Here is a 20,924-nt window from a genome sequence, read left to right on the forward strand (position 1 = left end):
TATTATTAAAATGTGTCCAGTGAATAAAACGATAACTATATTATTTATGGTATATATTTACTGGAATAGTAGTTTTTAGCACGAAAAGAAAATATTGAAAATCATGGTAAAATGGGATGTAGTGTCATTTAACATCCTTTTAACTTTGAATTCGTACAATAGTGATATAAAATAGGTACAATGGAGATATGAAAATGTCTAAAGCAATCAAAATATTATTAATCGAAGATGATGTCAATTTAGCGGATAACGTGGTTGGTTTTTTGCAGGATTTTGCTGATGTTCAGGCAGTTACGGATGGTTTGGATGGTGAATTTGAGGCGCAAGAAGTGCCTTACGATCTTATTATTTCCGATTTGATGTTGCCTGGCGAGAATGGGCTTGAGGTCATTAAAAATCTAAGGCACCATAATATTGAAACACCAGTGCTCATTTTAACGGCGAAAAGCTCACTAGACGATAAAATAGAAGGCTTTAACGTTGGTGCTGACGACTATTTGACTAAGCCGTTTCACAGGGAAGAATTGTTAGTGAGAGTGAAAGCTTTGCTGCGTCGTTCAGGTGTTTATTCTGAGGATAATACGATTACAGTTGGCGATGTGTTAATTAATTTGGAAAATAGAGGTGTTCAAGTTCACGGCCAACAAGTCAGATTAGTTGGTAAAGAATTTGATATATTAACTTATTTAGCTCAAAATAAAAATATTATTGTGACGCGCGATCAAATATTCGATCGCGTTTGGGGCATTGATTCTGATACTACAATTAATGTTGTTAATATTTATTTGAACAATTTACGTCGCAAACTAGAGGCAGTTGGCCAAAATGACTTAATCAAAACACTACGAAATATTGGATTTATTTTAGAGGTAAGCGATGCCTAGTATTATTAACAAAAAGCAGCAAGTCCGTGGATTTATTTGGCTCCTCGCCAGCTTTTTTGTTATTTTTTCTATTTTGGCTGGCGTCATTTTTCTTTCTTATACTCGGACAGTTTTTCTCAGTGCTGATAATGCGATTAACCAAGCCATACGGTTGTACGATAACGAAGGTTTGTTATCAACTTCTGAAAATGATGTCAAGAAATCTCAACCAATTGCAAGTTCAAGCACTCGTGCAGACACTTGGTCATTTGATAAAAATGGCAAGTTGATTGTCGATACTTCTGTTACTGATCCAAGACAAAAAGCCATGGCGAAAGCACTTCAAGCCACGGTTAAGTTTAAAAAATCGACATTAACAGATAAGGCAGAAACGTATAAAATAGCCGGAAATTATTATCGTGTGATTGGTGTTAAATTCAAAAAAAATGCTGCGAAGAGCTATGATACTATCGCTGTAAATGGCATGATTATGGTTAATGTTACTGATACGATGATTAATTTGGCCCATTTCAAGAAAGTGCTCTTTTGGTCCTTTGGATTGTTTGGTTTAATGGCTGTGTTGGTTTCTTATGTTATTTCTCGTTTCAATATGCGTCCAATATTGAAATCATGGCAGCAACAACAAGATTTTGTCAATAATGCAGCACATGAGTTGCGGACACCAATGGCTGTTATTCAAGGTAAGTTGGAAAACATGTTAATGAAGCCTGAGGCAACGGTGCGTGACCAATCGAATGCCATTATTTTGTCACTTTCAGAAGTTCGCCGATTAACCTCTTTAACTAACAATATGTTAACTTTGGCAAAATCTGGATCAAATATGACTAAAATCGAGAAAAAAGCGACGAATGTGTCGGAATTTTTGGGTGAAATCATTGCACCATACGAAGAAATGGCACAGTTTGATGGTAAGAAGGTGACGTTAAACGTTGATGTGGATCAAGAAGTTTTTATTGATCAAAAACGAATTCATCAATTGTTGGTACTGTTGCTTGATAATGCATTAAAATATTCAGATGAGGGCGCATTGGTCTCGGTTAAGGCCGGAATTGAAAAGAAAAAGTTCATTTTGAGTGTTGCGGATACTGGTCGCGGCATTAGTGATGAAGCTAAGAAGCATGTTTTTGACCGCTTTTATCGCGAAGACAAGACTGGAAATCGTGAAACCGGTGGGACTGGATTAGGCTTATCAATTGCTGAATGGGTGGTACAGGCGCATGGTGGTAAAATAACGGTTTTGGATAATACCCCACAAGGTACTATTTTTAGGATTGCCCTACCACTTTAATATAGAATTTATGTTGATTAAATATGATAATCATAACAAATATGTTCACTGACAATTTTTTTGAGCGACAGGGAACCAAAATGGAGGAAAAACATGAAAAAATATTCTCTTTTTGTCGTTGCGATCGTTTCAGCTTTAGTCGCCAGTTTGACAGTATATACAGGCATGCAATCAAACTCATGGTTTCAACAAACAACTAAACAGTCAAAAACGTCGAACTCTGCTGGAACTACAACGGTAGCAACTACCGCCTACACAAGCAGTGACACGGCAACGACGGCTTACAATAAGGTGAAGAATGCCGTTGTTACGGTACAAAATTTGCAAAAAGCAGCCACGCTGAGTGATGGGGTGTCGTCTTTCTTTAATCAAGAAGAACAAAGCAGTAGTTCAGAGCTAGAGACAGCTTCAGAAGGATCTGGTGTTGTTTATAAAATTGCTGATGGATATGCCTATATTATCACAAACAATCACGTTGTCGCTGATTCAGATAAGTTGCAGCTAATTACGGCTAGCGGGAAAAAAGTTGAGGCAACTATTGTTGGTACTGATACAACAAAAGACTTAGCCTTGTTAAAGGCCAAAGCGACTGACATCAAAGTATCCGCATCATTTGGTAATTCTAAATCACTACTAGCAGGGCAACAAGTATTAGCGATTGGGTCACCTTTAGGATCGGATTATGCCACATCGTTAACTAGTGGTATCGTTTCAGCACCACGTCGCGAACTCACAGCAGAGGAGACTGGCTCAACTGCTACAACTGCCATTCAGACAGATACGGCTATTAACCCTGGTAACTCTGGTGGACCGTTGATTAATCTTAAAGGACAGGTTATAGGGATTACCTCCTCAAAAATTGTTTCATCGACTGATGGCACAAGTGTTGAAGGAATGGGATTTGCTATTCCTGCTGATATTGTTCAATCCTTTATTGCTAAAACAGAAAAGTAAAAACCACTGTCTCGTTTTGAATTAAACCTGTTAACTTGGTCAATTGATGATCACCAAGTTAGCAGGTTTAATTTAGTTTAGACAGTGGTTTTTATATTGTACTTTGATACCAATCTAGTACTTGTTTTGGCGTTAAGCGCTCACCATGACCGACACGAGAAATTTCTTTTCCATTTTCAAATAAAACAAAAGATGGGATGCCTCGCATGTTGTGACTCGTAGCAAAGTCGATGTTATCATCACGGTCTGCATCAATCCAATCTGCAGTAGTTGTAACGATATCTTTAATATTTTGAACAAAGGGTTTAATTGCTTTACAATCACCACACCAGCCGGCCGATAAGAATAAGACGTGGCGACCGGATTGTGCGACAGTTTGATTGAGTTCTTCATCTGTGTGATGTAATTGTTCGTACATGTTTTTATCCTTTCTAATACTTGTCAGCATTATAGCATATTTTTCAGGTAAAAATATGGTAAATGATTATAATTTTATTGACATTTACTCTCATATCTGTATAATGAAAATTTGATATCGTTTGATATCAAAACGTTTTTAAATTGGTTGCGATGATGTTTGTCATCGCCTAAAGCATCTTGGAGGTAGCGCAATGATTGCTATGAATAATAATTTTGATGTTGAGTGTGTACAATTTATGCAAGCATAACTTTCAAAATTGTGCACTAGATTGCATGTAGGTTGTTCGAAACTTTAACCTACTTATTTAGAGTACAAGGATAAAAAATTGAATAGAATAAATAAACGATGTGTTTCTTGCTTGGTGGAGGTACGTCATGACAACGATTGAGGTACGCCACTTAAGAAGAACATTTACTGAAGTAAGTGAATTTGTAGCAGTTGATGATGTCTCTTTTAAGATTGAATCTGGCCAAATAGTAGCGCTATTAGGACCAAATGGTGCTGGCAAAACGACGACTGTTAAAATGATTTCTGGTTATCTGGCACCAACGAGTGGTGATGTATTAGTCGACGGTGTGAATATACTAACGCATCAAAAATTAATGGCTACAAATATTGCTACGGTTTTTGGGGGTGAATTAGGTTTTTATGCACGAGCCACAGCCTATGATAATTTGAACTTTTTTGCAACATTGTTTGGTATTTCTCGTCGAGAGCGACGTAACCGAATATATCAGGCACTACAAGATGTTGACCTCGCCGATGTTAGCGCTAAAAAATTAGCACAATTTTCTCGTGGTATGCGACAGAGAATGCATATCGCTCGTGCTTTATTGAAGGCAACAAATGTTATTTTGCTTGACGAACCCACCAGCGGATTGGATGTGGAAATTTCCCATGAAATACGACGATTAATACGCAAATTAGCAGCTCAGGGAAAGACAATTTTGCTGACGAGTCATACAATGACTGAGGTTGAAGATTTAGCAGATCGTGTCTTGTTAATCGGCGGAGGTAAAATTCTTCATGATGGAACAGTGGCAAGCGTTGTAGCTTTATCAGGTGTCACCAAAGTTGACCGTCCAGCAACGCTTGAAGAGTCCTATTTGGCGCTTGCGCCAGAACTGAGGCGTTAACATGATTGACTTTATAACGTTAACTTGGTTTCATTTGAAGTTGTTTGCTCAAAACAGCTATTTTCGTACGATTGTTTTTGTGACCACGATTGGTTATGTATTGATGCAATATGTCGCTGCAAACGCTGTTCATGATTTGGGAAACCAAACGATTTGGGTGCGAGCAGGCATTATCGGTACTTGGGCGGCTGGTACTTCTGCAGCAGGTGTCATACCATATCAACGTGCACAAGGTACATTGGCTTATATTCTTGATACCACTAAAGGAGAAGCGATTAGCTTAGCGACTTTGATAATACCGGCAGCCTGTTTTGGTTTGTTAGCTTTTCCTGTGGCATGGCTGACGAGTACGGTCTTAGGAGTTAGTACTACAGGCATTACTTGGATTTTGGGATTAGGCGTTATAACGCTGTGGTTAAGTGTCATATTACTCGATTTTGTTGTAGCCGGTTTATTTGTATTAACGCCAAATGCCATGCTGTATGAAAGTCTTTTATTAATACCGATTTTGATTGGTGCTGGCATCTACACTGTTCCGCAACGCTATCAAATGGTGGTCGAAGTGTTACGGTTGTTTCTGCCTATGGCAACGCCTGTAAAAATGATTTTACAGCCTAACTTAGTCACGGGTATCGATGTGTTGCAAATGTTAATACTCAGTGTAGTATGGCTGATAATGGCACATTTTTTGTTAAAAATTTCTTTACGGCGACTACGTGTTACTGGCGATATGGCGGTGATCTAATGTTAAAAATAGACTTGCTTTCATTGCCTTATTTCAGAAATTGGCGAACGTTTGTGGTTAGTTTTGTGATTACACCCGTTTTAGAAATTTTAATGATTGGATTATTGCGTGCCCAATTTAGTTCAATTGCAGCGATTAAATCAGTGGTTGCCATTAGTTTAATGACCGCTGTTGGTGCACTATTAGGCAGTTTATCAGCGCTTTTTGTTAACGATCAAGTCCGCGGAGTTGCCTTGGAGATGGCTGTTGTATCACCATACTCAATAAAATACTGGACCAGTAAATTTACTGCAGCCTTGATTGTTGCGTTAGGGCAGGTAATCATTACCTTATTTTTAGTGACAATTGTAACGCGAGATACTTCGTGGATAAGTCGAGCTGCTCTAGTGTTACCATTACTCTTGATTTATGGTGAAATCATTGCTTTTGTGGCGATTATTATATCGTGGCAACATGACGACCCTTATTTGGCTGCAAACATTTTAGGGACAGTTATCATTCTATTGAGCGGTGTTATTGTACCGGTATCACTTTATCCCAAGTGGTTGGCTTTTCTCACGCAATGCTTACCTTTTTCTCAGACGATGCAATGGTTTCTAACTGGATCAGGGAATCTATTTCTTGATAGTATTGTCGCGGGAATCTGGCTGTTGCTAGGAATCATCATGTATCATTATCAAATTAAACGTGTTAAACGGCATGCCATGATTCAGTGATATCGTTTTTTATGTGGTTATTGTGAGATTTCATTTGTTAATTATGAAAATACTATTGACATTATGTGGATATAAAGTTATAGTTAGAAGCAACATAAACGTTGAAGAGATAAGTACCATAAAATGCCTTAAAAAGAGAGTCTGTCGTTGGTGAAAGCAGATAAGGTTGATTCTGGGAAAATGGTCTTGGAGTTTTCACGGATACGAGCAGGCGTACACTCATATGTGCAACGCAGTAAGTTGAAATCGGGTGTCACCCGTTACCAGACGACGTATTACCAAAGACTTTCACAGATGTTCTCGACGAAAGATTGGCGGCGTACGTTTGGAGGTGTGGGTGCGAGAACCTACATGAACACCGGGTGGTAACACGTTTTTCACGTCCCGCAATCTATTATTAATAGATTGCGGTTTTTTTGTGTTATTTTGCTAAATTGTCAAATTAAGGAGGTAAGTTATGAGTGTTATTTTAGAAAATGGCTTGTTAAAACAGCAGCAAACAATTATTGGGTCATACAAATTACTACAACCAACAATAACCATTTTATTAGTTAATCTGATGCCTAATCGTTTACAAACAGAAAAACAATTTGTCCGGCTGTTGAATTGCCTGCCAGTCAACGTGCGGATTACTTTTGCAATACCTGCCACTCATAATTTAAGACATAATGCAGTCGAAGTGACTAATCATTATTTGACATTAGGGGGCGTTTGGCACCAACAATATGATGGGTTGATCGTAACTGGCGCGCCTGTTGACCAAATTAAGTTTGAGCAAGTAGATTATTGGCAAGAATTTCAACATTTATTGGAATGGCGAAAAACGCATGTTACGGAAAGCTTATTTGCCTGTTGGGCGACTTATGCGGCAGGTTATGCTGAAAGAAATTTTCCAGTCAAAGCGATTAAAAACAAAGTGTCGGGCGTCTATCGCCCTGGGCATGTCGCGCAAAGTGAGCTAACTTGGGGCTTAGATGTGTTGAAAATGCCACAATCTCGATACTTTACTATACCGTCATTGGGTATACCACGGCGGCTAAGAGTGGCTGATGATGACGAATTGGGTGCTTTTATTCTCCGAGATGAAGGCGTGAACTCGACGTATATCAGCGGGCATCTGGAGTATGACACAACAACTCTGGCTGATGAATATTATCGAGACTCAGCCGGTGACAATCAGACACTTGAACCGGAAAATTATTTTGTTAATGGGCGTCCACGCAACAGTTGGCAAGACACAGCAAACCAATTTTTTAAAAATTGGGGGCAACTAATTGTGGCAAAGACAAACAAAATAACAGCAATTAACCTAATATCAGCATTGAATTGAGAAACTTATGACAAATATAGACACTTTATTAGCACAAGGTGGTAATGGCACTGATGACATGAAAACTGGCGCCGTTGTAAGTCCACTGTATTTTTCAACGGCTTATCGGCATCCGGGTTTAGGAGAATCAACAGGATTTGACTACGCCCGAATGAATACACCAACCAGAAGCATTTTGGAAGAACAATTGGCCGAGTTAGAGCATGGTCGGCAAGCATTTGCTACAAGTTCCGGCATGGCAGCAATTGACTTAGTTTTTGATGCTTTAATTAAATCAGGTAATCATTTTATTACATCCGATGATTTATATGGTGGGACATATCGCTATTTTGATGGATTGGTCGAACATAATGGTGTGACCTATGATGTCTGGACAGATGGGGATGATATTTTCAAACTCATTAAACCAGAGACCAAGTTAATTTGGATTGAGACACCTTCCAATCCAACTATGAAAGTTATTGACATTCATTGGTTATGTGAAACGGTCAAAGCGGTGCGTCCGGATATATTAGTCGCAGTAGACAACACATTTTTAACACCCATTTTCCAAAATCCGATACCACTCGGCGCTGATGTTGTCGTTCATTCGGCTACAAAATATTTAGGTGGGCACAATGATATTTTAGCTGGTGTTGTCGTTGCTGGGCGAGATGATTTAGCCCAAAAAATTGAAGATACATTGGTCACGCGTGGGCAGGTGCTAGATTCATTTAGCGCTTGGTTGTTGTTAAGGAGCTTGAAGACCTTACATTTGAGAATGGCAAGGCATAATGAAAATGGCCATTTTCTTGCTGAAAAATTAGCAAATGTTTCAGGAGTAGATCACGTTTTGTATGCAGGATTAGGTGGTATGGTGAGTTTTTATTTGTCAGAAGATTATGATGTTGATCGTTTTTTAAAAGGGCTTAATATTTGTTCATTTGCTGAGAGTCTAGGTGGACCTGAGACGTTGATTACAATACCGTCTGTTCAAACACATCATGATATGACAGCAGAGCAACGAGAAAAATTAGGAATTACGAATCATCTTGTGCGTGTCAGTGCAGGTCTTGAGGAAAAACATGATATTCTAGATGATTTGGTAAATGCAATACAGGGGGCAAGGCAATGAGCGAGTGGACAGATATTATTCAGGCAGCAACTGTGCACGATCCTATATCTGGTGCGATTAACACGCCTATTCAATTAAGTTCGACATTTGATCAACCATCATTTGATCAGTTTGGTGAATATGACTACGCACGATCTGGCAACCCGACACGCGAGGCAGGCGAACAAGCAATTGCAACACTAGAGCATGGAAAACATGGTTATTTGTTTAGTACTGGCATGGCGGCAATCAGCAGTGTGTTGTTTACCTTATCGGCTGGGGATCATTTAGTTGTCAGTCAGCATGTATACGGTGGGACATTCCGCGTGTTAGAAGAAATTTTACCGCGTTGGGGGATTACACATGACTTTGTCGATTTTGCTGATGAATCGGCTATTGAAGCAGCTATTAAACCAGAAACCAAAGCGCTGTATATTGAAACGCCATCCAATCCTATTTTGCATATTACGGATATTAAAGCAGTAGTAGCCATTGCTAAAGCACACGGGTTACTCACAATTGCTGATAATACATTTATGTCACCATTTCTGCAAAAGCCATTAGATTTAGGCGTAGATATCGTTGTCCACTCAGCAACCAAATTTTTGGCGGGCCATTCAGATATTTTGGCAGGGGCAGTAGTGGTCAATGACCAGCAATTAGCTGATAAGATTTACTTTATTCAAAATGCTGTTGGCGCAACGCTTGGTGTTTTGGATACATGGTTATTATTACGAGGTATTAAGACATTGGGAGTTCGAATGTCTCATGCTGCTCATTCGGCACAAGAAATTGCGGAACATTTGGCACAACATCCTAAAATCGTGAACGTACTATATCCAGGGCTGGCAACACATCCAGGGCACGAGGTTCACTTAGCACAAGCAAAAAACGGTGGGGCAGTATTGAGTTTTGATGTTGGTAGTGAAGCCAATGCCAGACGACTCGTTTCCACACTTAAAATACCCGCATTTTCAGTTAGCTTGGGTGCAGTGGAAAGTATCATCAGCTATCCACCTAAAATGAGTCACGCTGAACTCAATCAAACAGAATTGGACAAGACTGGTATTAGCCCTGGATTATTGAGATTTTCAGTCGGATTAGAAGATGTGGCTGATTTAATTAGTGACTTAGACGCTGGATTGGCAACAATTTGAATATTAGAAGGAGAGAAAACATGACAACTGCAGGAAAATTAAACTATCATTTTGACCAAGTAGGTTCGTATTTGCGTCCCAAAAACTTGAAAGAGGCACGTGAACAGTACGCTGATGGCGAAATCACAGCTGATGCATTGCGTGAGGTACAACAGACAGAAATTAAAAAGTTAGTAACTAAGCAAGTAGAAGCTGGTCTACTGGCAGTGACAGACGGTGAATTTAATCGTTCATGGTGGCATTTGGATTTTTTGGGTCAATTGGGTGGTTTTGAATTTTATGATCAAGCAGATTCTTACAAATTTCATGGTGAAAAAACGCGGTCTACTAACGTACGTATCAATGGTAAGGTCCATGCTAATTTGGATCATCCATTCTTTAAAGATTTTCAATATTTGAAATCAATCGTGCCAGATGGTGTGGAACCTAAACAGACGATTCCATCACCTAGTTTAATCATCAATCGTGATCACCGTTCTGATTTGTGGTCAAAGTATTATGATACATGGGAAGCCTTTTTAGATGATTTGGCACAAGCTTATCATGACACGTTACAACATTTTTATGATTTGGGCGCCCGTTATATTCAACTCGATGATACAACTTGGGCATATTTGATTTCACAACTCAATGCGAGTGCAGAAAATCTAGAACAACACGCACAATTTGTTAAGACTGCTGAAGATGATGTCTATGTCATTAACAAAGCACTAGCAGGGCTACCTGATGATCTTAAATTGTCGACGCACATTTGTCGTGGTAACTTTAAGTCAACTTATTTATTTGAGGGTGGCTATGAACCGGTGGCTAAATATTTGGGTCAACTAAACTATGACGCTTTTTTCTTGGAATATGATAATGATCGTTCCGGTGATTTTGAACCTTTGACGACCATTTATAACGGACGAGACAATGTGGAAATTGTGCTAGGTTTGTTGACGTCTAAATCTGCTGATTTAGAAAATGTTGACGATGTGGTGGCACGGATTAACGAAGCTGCCAGATTTGTACCTAAAAAGCAATTAGCATTGTCAACACAATGTGGTTTTTCGTCCACTGAAGAAGGAAATATTTTGACAATTCCTGATCAGTGGCGCAAACTTGACTTGATTAAGCGGATTGCGGATGCAGAATTAGCTTAATTAGACTAAATAAGGAGATGGTATGGGCAAAAAAACTTGGTTTGTGATATTGGCCGTTTTGGTCATTATTGTGGGTGGTGTGACATATGCAAACGCCTCAAAAAAGGCATCAACTAACACCATTACAATTGGTTCAGTCACCAGTGACGCCGATATTTGGCGACATTTAGCGAAAAGTGATGCTGCCAAACGCTTAAAATTAAACATCAAAGTCAAAGAGTTTACAGATGGCTTGACGCTTAACAAAGCAACCGCGGAGGGGCAAGTAGATGTTAACGCTTTTCAGTCATATAGCTACTTTCAAGCATTTAATCAAGACAGTAAAGATGGAAAATTAGTTGCAATTGGAACAACTTATTTGGAACCGCTGGGTATTTATTCTGGTAAATATAAGTCGGTAAAAGATATTCCGGATGGGGCAACGATTGCGATTGCCAAGGATCAAGCCGATGAAGCGCGTGGTTTAAAATTATTAGCCGATGCTGGTTTGATTAAAATTGCGTCTAATTTTGGCGCTTTAGATGGTTTGGAAAAAGTAACGTCTAACCCGCACCATTTCAAATTTAAAGAAATTGATGATACAACCGGTGGGCGGCTACTAAATGACAATGGCGTTGATGCTGTATTAATATCTAATTCGGTTTCACAAGCTGCTGGATTAAATGTTTTAAAGGATGCCATTTACTATGAACATATCAATAATCACACTCGCGCAAATGTCAATATTTTAGCAACAGCAGCTAAAAATAAAGGCAATAAGACGTATCAAAAGTTGTTAACATTATACCGTGATAAGGCGTCGCAAAAATACATCACCGACAAGTATCACGGTACAAAAACAGAAGTGGTTAAGCCACTATCGTATTTTAAAGGAGTGAAATAATGTCAGAAACAGTTGTTGAAAGTTTTACCTTAGATCATACAAAAGTTAAAGCGCCTTATGTGCGTGTGATTGAAACACAAGCCGGTCCCAATGGTGGCAGTATTACCAACTATGATTTGCGCCTCACGCAACCTAACGAAACAGCCATTGAAACTGGTGGGTTACATACTTTAGAGCATCTGTTTGCGGGTCTAGTACGTGATGAAATTGATGGTATTATTGATATTTCGCCATTTGGTTGCCGCACTGGGTTCCATGTTATTTCGTGGGTAAACTATGATTCTGAAACATTGGCTAAGGTTTTCAAAAAGGTTTTGGAAAAAATTGTCAGTGATGAAGTGACTGAAGTACCAGCCGCTGAAATTGAAAGCTGTGGGAACTTTAAAGACCACAGTCTTCATTCTGCCAAAGAGTGGGCTAAAATTATTTTGGTGCAAGGCATTTCAAGTGATGCCTTTGAACGCAAAATTGTTTAGACTTAAATGAAAATAAGTTGACACAATAATTAAAATAAGATATATTGTTTCTAACGTAGAAAAGATAAGTAGTATTCTATCAGATAAAGAGAGTTCGCGTTTGGTGAGAGCGGATTGTGAGAAAATACGAATATGGTCTTGGAGTGATTAATAGTGTGAGTGCTTATTAGATATGAACACAAGCATTGTTCGGGTGCGCCCGTTATAGCCGCGCCAATTCTTAATTGTTTTTCAGCAATTGATGATTGATGTGAGGTGTGTTCGCGTGAGCAGCACATAAACACCGGGTGGTAACACGACAAGTCGTCCCGCAGTCTATTAATTTAGACTGCGGTTTTTTGATGGCTGCATTTAGAAAAGGCAGCGCGGTGTGCAATTAGAAAGGAAGTCGCAATGACTAGATACCAAAAAATACAGTATTTACACGCTGACAAAGTTGCGACGGCAGTGTTTTTACGAGGCAGTGGTGCTCAAATGAGTGGGTAAATGCTTACTAATTTGATGTTAAAAAATATTGCATGATAACAACAGGAGAATAATAATGACAACACAAACATTACAAAAAATTGGATTCCAACATGTCGGTTCATTTCTACGACCAGAATCATTGAAGCAGGCACGGCAATCGTTTGCTGCAGGTAATATCACAGCTGAGGAACTCGAAGGTGTCGAAAATGCAGCAATCACAGAACTTGTGAACAAAGAAGTTGAGGCAGGTTTAGATGTCGTCACAGATGGTGAGTTTCGTCGTTCTTATTGGCATTTGGACAATTTCTGGGGATTTGATGGTGTAGAACGCTTTAATTACGGCGAAGGCTATTTCTTTGCACATGAAGAAACGCGGGATGATTCAGCACGTTTGACAGGAAAATTAGGTTTTAATGCGGATACGCATCCATTTATCCAACACTTTAAATTCGTCAAAGCTTTGGCAGATGAAGCTGGTGTGGCAGCTAAAATTACGATTCCATCACCCTCACAATTCTATGGTGAGCTGAGCCGTGGCGTTAATGTGGAACGCATTGCCGAATACTATGATAGTAATGAAGAATTGTTTGAAGATATTAAACGCGTCTATCATGAAGAAATACTAGCTTTGTACAATGCTGGTGCACGAACTGTTCAGCTTGACGACTGTACTTGGGGTTTGCTAGTTGATCCAAAGTTTAAGGATGTCTATGCCGCAACTGGATTTGATATTAATGATTTGAAAAGATTATACCTTGATTTGAATAATGGTGCGATTGCTGATTTGCCTGACGATTTAACCATTAATACACACGTTTGTCGCGGTAATTATCATTCTGATTGGGCAACAAGTGGTGGCTATGATGATGTAGCAGATGAGTTATTTGGTCAAGAAAATGTAACCAATTACTTCCTCGAATATGATTCTGAACGCGCGGGTGGCTTTGCACCGTTGGCAAAAGTATCTGGCGACAAGCAGGTTGTGCTGGGATTGATCACCACAAAATCTGGTGAACTGGAAGATAAGGCGACTATCATTGCTAGAATACACGAAGCGACTCAATATTTGCCATTGGATCGGCTTTGGTTATCAACCCAGTGTGGCTTTGCGTCAACCGAAGAAGGGAACATTTTGACTGATGCACAACAATGGGCTAAATTACAGTTGGTAAAAGAAATTTTAGATGAAGTTTGGGGATAAGCGAATTATTGTTTTAAAATTAAATTTATCTTTTTTTAAATTAGACTATTGACATTTTAAAACAATGGTGTCATAATAATTTTATTAACTTAAAGGAAAAATGTTACATGCAACGTCTCAGTGTAAACAACTTCACACAAAGCATTCAAATCAACATTGTCGTCATTATTATTTGACTTCAAGGTTGGTTCACTTTGTGATGCTGGCCTTTGATAAAAAGGCTGGCGTGAAGTTGTCGACTTGAGTCGTATAACTTAAAGGAGCGCTAGTATATCTAGCGCTCCTTTTTTCTTAGAGTTTTTTCATAAGATGCGCAGCTTATGAGCAAAAAATGGAGCAAGGGCAACAAGCCCAAAGGGGAATTATTATGGACGCAACATTATCAAAAACGCAATCATCACATGCGACTGACAAAACTGAAAAATTAAGTGACCGCAAAGCAAATCCACGAACTGTTCGAGAAGTTGTTTATGACGTCTCACAAGGCATTTCACACGCCATCCTTGCCGTCTTGGGTATGGGATTATTAATGGCATCGCTTGGTAACGCATTTCATTTCACACCATTAGTACAGGCTGGATTGATGGGTCAAAAAATGTTGGCACCTGCTTTGGGTGTTGGTATCGCAATTGCGATGCGTTCAAATTTGCTCACAACTGGGGCTGCCTTAATTGCGGCCACTGTTGGATCTAACGCCGTTTACTTTACTTCGGCAGTTGCACCAGCTACCCATACGGCTACGGGATGGGCTGCGGATCAGGCCGCTGGTTCACTAGTGATGACGTCCGGACAACCTATTTCTGCGGTGTTGGCTGCTTTGATGGCAGTGCTTGTCGGTAACTGGTTGACAGGTAAAACACCTTTGGATATGATGCTAGTACCATTTGGTGCTGTGTTGGCTGGTACATTCTTTGGCTTAGCTACTGCATCTGTGACAACGCCATTCTTGAACTGGGTATCAGAATCACTTGCTTCAACAATGAAAATCAATCCATTTTTGGGTGCGTTTGTCGTATCAGTTGTTTGGTTCTTGTTTTTGATGACACCTGCTTCTTCTGCAGCGCTGGCAATTGCGGTTATGCTTGATCCGCTATCTGGTGGTGCTGCATTAATTGGTACCACTGCAGGGTTTGTCGTTTATACAGCAATGGGTTGGAAGCAAAATGATTTGGGAGCTAATTTTGCACAAACGATTGTCACGCCAAAAGTGCAATTTCCAAACTTGCTTAAGAGTCCGTTATTGATGTTTGGCCCAGCCTTGATTGCTGGGGTGTCTGCGATGGTAGCTGTTGGTATCTTCGGATTGAAAGTACCATTTGCCATTGCTGGATTAGGATTGAATGGTTTTATCGCACCGATTGCTTTAGCCTCAAGTGATCCTCGCGGATTGCTGTTAGTGGCAGTCTTTGGTATTGTTGTGCCAGTTGTTGCTTCATTAGCCTTTTATTATTTCTTGCGCAAAACAGGACACACCAAAGAAAACGATTTGCATCTTGAAGTTGTTTAACAACGTGTGTAGTTTGTTACAAAGTCGTCATATTGACGGCTTTTTTAATACATAAAAGTAGCGTAGAATATGTTGAGTAATAAATAAATGTATTGAGAGATTATGATATGTTTCAAAATATCAAACGCATTTTGATTGGAAAGCCATTAAAAACGTTGGACGAGGGTGGGCAGTCTTTGTCAAAGACAAAAGCCTTGGCGTTGCTTTCATCAGATGCTTTATCATCAGTTGCTTATGGAACGGAGTCAATTACAACAGCCTTATTGGCTGCAGGTGCGGTTGCATTGTGGCTGCAGGTACCAATCGCATTGCTTGTTTTGGTGCTGTTAGCGGCTATTGTAATGAGTTATCGACAAATTATTCACGCTTACCCATCTGGTGGTGGTGCATATGCTGTGGCGAGTGAGAATTGGGGATCTAAGGCTGGTTTAGTGGCTGGTGGTTCACTTTTAGTTGACTATATGCTAACGGTGGCCGTTTCAGCGTCGGCAGCGGCAGACGCAATTACGGCAGCTGTGCCTGCGATTCTACCATTTACGGTACCACTGTCGATTATTGTGGTTTTGCTTTTAACTGGTATGAACTTGCGGGGCCTTCGGGAGAGTGCCAATTTCTTAATGATTCCAGTCTATTTTTTTATAACGGTTTTGGCGATTATGATTGCTTGGGGTGTTTTTCAAGCAGTGACTGGTCAGTTGCCTTATCATGCTGCAGCTAAAATTGGGACTAGTTTTAGTGGCTTATCATTTGTCTTGTTCATGCGTGCCTTTTCAAGTGGGTCATCTTCCTTAACTGGTGTTGAAGCAATTTCCAATGCGGTACCTAATTTTAAGGTGCCTAAAGAGAAACACGCGGCATCAACATTAGCTTTGATGGCGTTAATTTTGGCAGCATTCTTTGGTGGTATTACTTTTCTAAGTTATTGGTATGGCATCCACCCTAATGCCCATTCAACGGTATTATCACAGATTGCAATGACAACATTTGGGGGACAAAATATTGGCTTCTATATTGTGCAATTAGCGACAGCGATGATTTTAGCTGTTGCGGCGAATACTGGATTTTCGGCTTTTCCGATGTTGGCGTTGAACCTAGCGCGTGACAAATATTTGCCACATCTTTACATGGATAAAGGTGATCGTTTGGGATATTCAAATGGTATTTTGTCATTATCTTTTGGAGCCATCATCTTATTGCTTATTTTTCATGGTTCTACGGATGCCTTGATTCCACTTTATGCTGTCGGTGTCTTTGTGCCGTTTACATTGTCACAATCAGGTATGATTATTCACTGGTGGCACAAAAAACCAAAAAATTGGGTTTTGAAAGCAGTTATTAATTTTGTTGGCGCCTTTATTTCAGCTGTTTTGGTGATAACGTTGTTTGCTACCAGAATTGAACATGTCTGGCCATACTTGTTGATTATGCCTGTGGTGATGTTTACTTTTCTAAAAATCAAACATCATTATCTAAGCATTGGTAAACAGTTGAGGCTCCAATATGCTAATAATGATAACGCCGTTCGTCATCATTACGATGGCGCAACGGTAATTGTATTGGTGTCAAATATTACTAAGGTGACGACTGAAGCGATTGATTATGCACAATCAATTGGTGATTATGTTGTCGCTATGCACGTTAGTTTTGATGTTAATCCAAAAAAAGAGCTGGAAACTTCAACACAATTTAAGTTAGACTTTCCAGATGTGAGATATGTCGATATTCATTCGTCGTATCGTTCCATTGTTAAACCAGCATTGAGTTTCGTTGATGCAGTGGCAAAGCAAGCCAAAAAACGTAATCATTCGGTCACTGTTTTGGTGCCACAATTCGTACCTAAAAAACCTTGGCAAAACATTTTACACAACCAAAATTCTTTGCGTTTACGAACAGCATTTGCTTCGCGAGAAGATATCTCTGTTTCAACATATTATTATCATTTAACTGAGTAATGTGATTGTACCAGTGCCTTGGCACGGTGCATCATGTACATAAATGCGCCATTTAGGCACAATTTTTACCATTATAGGAGGTTATATCCATGTCAATGGAAACAAAGTGGATGCTATTTTTTATTTGGGTTGTCATCGCAATGACCATTTCAACCGTTGGTTTAGTCATGATTATACGTTGGTATCATCGTGAAGTTAAAAAGGTCAAAACACAAAAAAATGAAGAAACAGACCAAAAAAAATCATAATTTCTACAAAAATAGGTGTTCATGTGTGAATATACGTGCATAAAATGGTGTCATGACGTATAATCTTAGATATAAGATAATAATTAAGGATAATTGCGATGAAAATTTTAATGATTGAAGACAATAAATCTGTATCCGAGATGATGAGCATGTTTTTCAAAAAGGAGGGTTGGCAAGCAACATACAGCTATGATGGCAATCAAGCAGTTGCGTTATTTGCCGAGGACCCTTTTGCATTTGATTTGATTACATTAGACCTCAATTTACCGGGATTGGGCGGAATGCAAGTAGCGTCAAAAATACGTGAAATGAATGATAACGTGCCGCTGATCATGTTAACTGCACGAGATAGTGAATCAGATCAGGTACTAGGCCTTGAAATGGGGGCTGATGACTATGTCACTAAACCCTTTAGTCCGATTACATTAATTGCTCGCATTAAAGCGATTGCCCGCCGTGCAGAAAAGGCAGCTATCAATACTCAACCGGCCCATGAGAAATTTGACGTGACAACGGAACATTTTCAGCTTAACTCTAATACCCGCGAGGTATTTTTGGATGGTAAGCCTATAAAAGCTTTGACACCAAAAGAATTCGAATTGCTTAAGACATTAGCGCTTAAGCCTCGACAAGTGTTTTCTCGGGAACAACTATTACAAATGGTGTGGGATTATGAGTATTTTGGGGATGAACGTACTGTTGATGCTCACGTGAAAAAGTTACGCCAAAAAATTGAAAATGCTGGACCTCAAGTTATCCAGACAGTTTGGGGAGTCGGTTATAAGTTCGATGATTCAGGAGTTGAACCAGAATGAAAATTATGCACCAACAGATGCTCGCTTTTCTCGCCATCCTTATGACGATGATTGTCATTGTTGGTTTTTTGTTTGCACAGTTCATGTTCCACTCTGTTTATGAACAAACATACAGTAATTTGAATAACTATGCGACGACATTTTTTTCGTTGGTAGTTGATACTGGCGATGATAGTGGTAGCAAATTAAATGTTGATCCCAATGTCTTTAAGACGGCAAAAAAAGTCATGTCCGACCAAGGTGTTGAAGTTTCAATTTATGATAACAAAACCCACAAGCGTGTTTATGGTAGTACTGGACCAAAAAAGATTAGCGAAACACTTTGGCAAGAAACATTTTCCGGTGATTCACGTATCAAGCGAACGCAATCAGGCGAACGACTATCAGTGTATCGTGGTTGGATGTATGGTGGCGAAAAACTTGGCGTTGTCCGTGTTTCACGTCAAATTGTAGGACGCAGTGCGCAATCTACAATGTTGTTAGAAGAAATGGTTGCTGCCATGGTGATAGGTGGTACGTTGGCGATGTCATTAGCAGCGGTCATTTCGTGGCGGTGGTCACATGTTATTACAGATATGCAACAAGCCACAGAACAAATGGCTGAAGGTAATTATGAACTCAAGCTAAAGCGAACTGGTAAAGATGAGCTCGGTCATTTAGCTAGTGATATCAATAATTTATCATTGGCATTACGCGCCCAAAGTGATGAAATTATTGAGCAAGAGGAACGACGAAAGCAGTTTATGGCTAATGCATCGCATGAAATGCGTACACCACTGACGACTATGTCTGGTCTGCTAGAAGGATTATCTTATGATGTTTTTCCGGAAGAAGAAAAATCGCGTGCTTATGCATTGATGCAAAAAGAGACGCAACGTCTCATTCGTTTGGTAGAAGAAAATCTTGACTATGAAAAGTTAAGGGCGAATAAAATTGTTTTGCGAAAACAAAAAATTGATGCTTACAAAATGATTAGTGATTTAAGCAATCAATTATCTAACAAGGCAGCACAAGAAGAGACAACAATTGACGTTTTAGGTGATCAGCAGGCCATGGTTTTTGGTGATCAGGATCGATTAACGCAAGTATTATTTAATTTGATTAATAATGCTATCCAATTTACGCAAAAGGGACAAATTAAGGTGTCAGTTGGTCGCCAAGGAAATGCCACAATTTTTACGGTGTCAGACACCGGTATTGGCATGACAGCTGAACAAGTTGACAATGTTTTTGAACGTTACTATAAGGCTGACCCATCTCGTATGTCAACTAAAGGTGAATCCGGCATCGGTATGGCGATTGTCAAACAGATTGTCACATTGCATGATGGCGATATCACGATTGATTCCACACCAAATGTTGGCACGACAATCACTGTTACTATCCCAGATCAACAAACTGTTAATTAATTTTAGTCAAGAGCGTGTTTACAAGATTTTGACGGAAATATAACATCAATCCCTTATACTGAAACTATCAGATATGGGGAGATAGAGCCATGCAATTAACAGGCAATGATGCCAACATTAAGGCATTTGACACGACGGATACTGATTTTCAAACGACGGTCAGTGAGAAAAAAATACTCACAATCTTATTAGGTGTGGGTGTGCTGAGTCTCTTGGTGGCGACGTTTTTTGATAAGAACGTCACTAATGCAGTTATGGATCAAAATTCAATTTTTGGTAATATTTTTCAAAACTATGCCGACCAAGGCGCTGGCATTGTATTGTTTGCTGCATTTGAAATTATTGCGTGGACTATCTGGCGACGGGTACAAGACGAAGTTTTGCGCTATGTGATGACCATTGGTGCACTAGCATTTGCGTTTAATCAAATGTTGGCTATTTTGCAAGATATGTTGAGCTATACTTATTCAATGTTGAATAATTTGTCTAAGGGTATTCCAATGGGCGTGGCAAACAATACTTCTGCGGTGAAAAATTATCCCGAAGTTTTGCGCTGGGGACTAGCTGTCATCTTAACCGTTGTGCTGTCACTATTCTTTTATAATTGGTTACAAAGTAAAAGTGATGCAGACATTCGTTACTTGGTCACAGCAGCGTTAGTTGGTATTGCAGTGGTCTTTATCGCGCAAACGACGATTGGTGAAATGAAGTCGTTATGGGGACGCTTTCGACCTTATGAAATGACGACAGTTGCCGGCAATACGATGAGTGAATTTACCCCATGGTATCATTTAAATGGTATTAATGGTCATAACTCATTTCCCTCAGGTCATACTATGTCAGGGTGGTTATTTCTCTACTTGGTTTTCTTTGTTCCTCGAGGCAACATTAGTGCTCAGAAGAAAATGACGATTTTTGGGATTGCGATGGGAATATTGACCGCAATGAGTCGTGTGCGCATTGGTGCTCACTGGCTGAGTGATGTTACGGTTTCAAGCATCATTGTCGGATTGATTATTTTCATGGCAAGCCGCTTATTAGCTGCACACTTTGTTGAACCAACAAAATAAATATTTTAAAGCATACAAAAAGCGGTAAT

General features: G+C 39.5%; 20 protein-coding genes and 2 other annotated features. Of the genes, 19 read left to right on the forward strand and 1 reads right to left on the reverse strand.

Going from position 1 to position 20,924, the window contains the following annotated elements; translation table 11 throughout:
* Window positions 1-194: 194 nt before the first annotated feature.
* From IAE53_RS04855 to IAE53_RS04865, 3 genes are all read left to right on the forward strand, one after another.
* Window positions 195-884: a response regulator transcription factor gene (locus IAE53_RS04855; RefSeq protein WP_200136202.1), complete on the forward strand. Its 690-nt coding sequence runs from the start codon at window positions 195-197 to the stop codon at window positions 882-884.
* The gene (locus IAE53_RS04860) at window positions 877-2,172 is read left to right on the forward strand and encodes a cell wall metabolism sensor histidine kinase WalK (protein WP_188353378.1); all 1,296 of its coding nucleotides are present in this window, start codon (window positions 877-879) and stop codon (window positions 2,170-2,172) included. Before IAE53_RS04855 ends, IAE53_RS04860 begins: the two co-directional genes overlap by 8 nt.
* A 93-nt stretch (window positions 2,173-2,265) precedes the next feature.
* Window positions 2,266-3,126, forward strand: coding sequence for a S1C family serine protease (locus IAE53_RS04865; RefSeq protein WP_200136203.1), 861 nt, complete (start codon window positions 2,266-2,268; stop codon window positions 3,124-3,126).
* A 91-nt stretch (window positions 3,127-3,217) separates the two neighbouring features.
* On the opposite strand, the gene IAE53_RS04870 is transcribed toward IAE53_RS04865, so the two are convergent.
* A complete protein-coding gene (locus IAE53_RS04870; protein WP_200136204.1) occupies window positions 3,218-3,544 on the reverse strand; it encodes a thioredoxin family protein in 327 nt (108 codons plus the stop codon).
* A 377-nt stretch (window positions 3,545-3,921) separates the two neighbouring features.
* Here IAE53_RS04870 and IAE53_RS04875 point away from each other — a divergent pair, with 377 nt between their 5' ends.
* The 16 genes from IAE53_RS04875 to IAE53_RS04950 all read left to right on the forward strand — a co-directional run bounded on the left by IAE53_RS04875 (window position 3,922) and on the right by IAE53_RS04950 (window position 20,895).
* Complete coding sequence (locus IAE53_RS04875) at window positions 3,922-4,683, forward strand: ABC transporter ATP-binding protein (protein ID WP_148424311.1); 762 nt, start codon at window positions 3,922-3,924, stop codon at window positions 4,681-4,683.
* A gap of 1 nt (window position 4,684) precedes the next feature.
* Window positions 4,685-5,428 carry a multidrug ABC transporter permease gene (locus IAE53_RS04880; RefSeq protein WP_200136205.1) on the forward strand — a complete coding sequence of 248 codons (744 nt, stop codon included), beginning with the start codon at window positions 4,685-4,687 and terminating at the stop codon, window positions 5,426-5,428.
* Window positions 5,428-6,144: an ABC transporter permease gene (locus IAE53_RS04885; RefSeq protein WP_188353382.1), complete on the forward strand. Its 717-nt coding sequence runs from the start codon at window positions 5,428-5,430 to the stop codon at window positions 6,142-6,144. The genes IAE53_RS04880 and IAE53_RS04885 overlap by 1 nt, the downstream gene beginning before the upstream one ends.
* 92 nt (window positions 6,145-6,236) lie before the next feature.
* Window positions 6,237-6,534, forward strand: a binding site (T-box leader).
* A gap of 67 nt (window positions 6,535-6,601) precedes the next feature.
* On the forward strand, window positions 6,602-7,474 hold the full coding sequence (locus tag IAE53_RS04890) for a homoserine O-succinyltransferase (RefSeq protein WP_200136206.1): 873 nt from the start codon (window positions 6,602-6,604) through the stop codon (window positions 7,472-7,474).
* 7 nt (window positions 7,475-7,481) lie between these two features.
* The gene (locus tag IAE53_RS04895) at window positions 7,482-8,588 is read left to right on the forward strand and encodes a PLP-dependent aspartate aminotransferase family protein (RefSeq protein WP_200136207.1); all 1,107 of its coding nucleotides are present in this window, start codon (window positions 7,482-7,484) and stop codon (window positions 8,586-8,588) included.
* Entirely contained in the window at window positions 8,585-9,724 is a 1,140-nt protein-coding gene (locus IAE53_RS04900; RefSeq protein ID WP_148424316.1) for a PLP-dependent aspartate aminotransferase family protein, read from the forward strand. Before IAE53_RS04895 ends, IAE53_RS04900 begins: the two co-directional genes overlap by 4 nt.
* A gap of 20 nt (window positions 9,725-9,744) precedes the next feature.
* On the forward strand, window positions 9,745-10,866 hold the full coding sequence (locus IAE53_RS04905; protein WP_200136208.1) for a vitamin B12 independent methionine synthase: 1,122 nt from the start codon (window positions 9,745-9,747) through the stop codon (window positions 10,864-10,866).
* Window positions 10,867-10,888: 22 nt separating this feature from the next.
* The gene (locus tag IAE53_RS04910) at window positions 10,889-11,749 is read left to right on the forward strand and encodes a MetQ/NlpA family ABC transporter substrate-binding protein (protein ID WP_139967801.1); all 861 of its coding nucleotides are present in this window, start codon (window positions 10,889-10,891) and stop codon (window positions 11,747-11,749) included.
* The gene (locus tag IAE53_RS04915; RefSeq protein WP_200136209.1) at window positions 11,749-12,225 is read left to right on the forward strand and encodes an S-ribosylhomocysteine lyase; all 477 of its coding nucleotides are present in this window, start codon (window positions 11,749-11,751) and stop codon (window positions 12,223-12,225) included. Before IAE53_RS04910 ends, IAE53_RS04915 begins: the two co-directional genes overlap by 1 nt.
* Before the next feature lie 47 nt (window positions 12,226-12,272).
* Window positions 12,273-12,539 (forward strand) — a binding site (T-box leader).
* Between the two features lie 227 nt (window positions 12,540-12,766).
* Entirely contained in the window at window positions 12,767-13,894 is a 1,128-nt protein-coding gene (locus IAE53_RS04920) for a 5-methyltetrahydropteroyltriglutamate--homocysteine S-methyltransferase (RefSeq protein ID WP_200136210.1), read from the forward strand.
* Window positions 13,895-14,261: 367 nt separating this feature from the next.
* On the forward strand, window positions 14,262-15,401 hold the full coding sequence (locus IAE53_RS04925) for a PTS transporter subunit IIC (protein WP_200136211.1): 1,140 nt from the start codon (window positions 14,262-14,264) through the stop codon (window positions 15,399-15,401).
* Between the two features lie 107 nt (window positions 15,402-15,508).
* A complete protein-coding gene (locus IAE53_RS04930; RefSeq protein ID WP_148424321.1) occupies window positions 15,509-17,353 on the forward strand; it encodes an APC family permease in 1,845 nt (614 codons plus the stop codon).
* 89 nt (window positions 17,354-17,442) lie between these two features.
* Entirely contained in the window at window positions 17,443-17,601 is a 159-nt protein-coding gene (locus tag IAE53_RS04935; RefSeq protein WP_200136212.1) for a hypothetical protein, read from the forward strand.
* 98 nt (window positions 17,602-17,699) lie between these two features.
* Window positions 17,700-18,416 carry a response regulator transcription factor gene (locus IAE53_RS04940; protein ID WP_200136213.1) on the forward strand — a complete coding sequence of 239 codons (717 nt, stop codon included), beginning with the start codon at window positions 17,700-17,702 and terminating at the stop codon, window positions 18,414-18,416.
* Window positions 18,413-19,825 (forward strand): cell wall metabolism sensor histidine kinase WalK, encoded by a 1,413-nt coding sequence (locus IAE53_RS04945; protein WP_200136214.1) that lies wholly within the window; start codon window positions 18,413-18,415, stop codon window positions 19,823-19,825. The genes IAE53_RS04940 and IAE53_RS04945 overlap by 4 nt, the downstream gene beginning before the upstream one ends.
* A gap of 89 nt (window positions 19,826-19,914) precedes the next feature.
* The gene (locus tag IAE53_RS04950; protein WP_200136215.1) at window positions 19,915-20,895 is read left to right on the forward strand and encodes a phosphatase PAP2 family protein; all 981 of its coding nucleotides are present in this window, start codon (window positions 19,915-19,917) and stop codon (window positions 20,893-20,895) included.
* Window positions 20,896-20,924 lie beyond the last annotated feature (29 nt).

It is taken from the genome of Leuconostoc sp. S50 (assembly GCF_016624925.1).
GTDB classification, from domain to species: Bacteria; Bacillota; Bacilli; order Lactobacillales; family Lactobacillaceae; genus Leuconostoc; species Leuconostoc pseudomesenteroides.